Origin of the sequence: Rhizobium sp. BK538 (assembly GCF_014197575.1) — a bacterium.
Lineage (GTDB): Bacteria > Pseudomonadota > Alphaproteobacteria > Rhizobiales > Rhizobiaceae > Rhizobium.
On sequence record NZ_JACIFT010000070.1, the window covers coordinates 1 to 1,049 of the forward strand.

Consider the following 1,049-nt stretch of genomic DNA (forward strand, 5'->3'; position numbering starts at 1 on the left):
GCTAGAGCAGATCCTGCGATCGATGAATCGATTGTGAAGTGACGCGGCGCTGCGAAGCTGATTCAACGTCCACAGCGAAGAGGTGGATGATGGCACGAGCACTAAGCAACGATCTTCGATTACGTGTATTGAAAGCGTCTGCGGCGGGCATGTCAGCACGGCAGGCCGCCGCCCGGTTCGGGGTTGGGATTTCGACGGCAATTCGCTGGATCGCAAGAGCCAGCGATGGTGAGTCAACATCACGGCCGCAAGGCTGGCGAAGGTCTTCGAGCTTGGATGCACACGAGGCGTTCGTTGTCGAGATGATCGACGATCGTAAGGACGTGACGCTCGACGAAATGGTCGAGCGTCTGTCCGTTGAGCGGCAGGTGGGCATCAGCCGGAGTGCGCTCGGTGCTTGGCTGCAACGCCGCGGGTGGACGTTTAAAAAAAGTCCGCACATGCATTGGAGCAGGATCGGCCGGATGTCCTGAAGCGGCGACGTGCCTGGTTTGATGGCCAACTCGATCTCGATCCGGAGAAGTTGATCTTCTTGGACGAGACCGGTCTCTCGACGAAGATGGCACGTTTGCGCGGACGTGCAATTCGCGGCGAGCGTTGTCGAGCTGGCGTGCCGCACGGCCATTGGAAAACAACTACATTCACAGGCGCTCTACGCCTCTCGGGCATGACCGCCCCCTTTGTCTATGATGGTGCGATGAATGGCAACGTCTTCCTGGCATATGTCGAGCAGGTACTGCTACCGACCCTTCAGATCGGGGACATTGTCGTCATGGACAATCTGCCGGCCCACAAAGCAGCCGGTGTCCGTGATGCCATTGAGCGCGCCGGCGCCAAACTCATGTTCCTGCCGCCCTACAGTCCCGACTTCAATCCCATCGAGAATGCATTCTCGAAATTGAAAGCCATGTTGCGGGCTCGGGCGGAGCGAAAGATCGATGCGTTGTGGGACGCAGTGGGAGCCTTGATACCCAGGTTCACGCCTGCCGAATGCGCAAACTACTTCAGAGCCGCAGGATATGACCCGGATTAAGCAGGATCTGCTCTAG

The 1,049-nt window shown here is 58.2% G+C and carries 1 protein-coding gene; it reads left to right on the forward strand.

Annotated features, from left to right (window positions below):
- Positions 1-89 precede the first annotated feature (89 nt).
- A protein-coding gene (locus FHX09_RS29415; protein WP_184451133.1) for an IS630 family transposase occupies positions 90-1,033 on the forward strand; the annotation gives its coding sequence in 2 pieces (ribosomal slippage) (positions 90-426 and positions 426-1,033; 945 coding nt in all).
- Positions 1,034-1,049 lie beyond the last annotated feature (16 nt).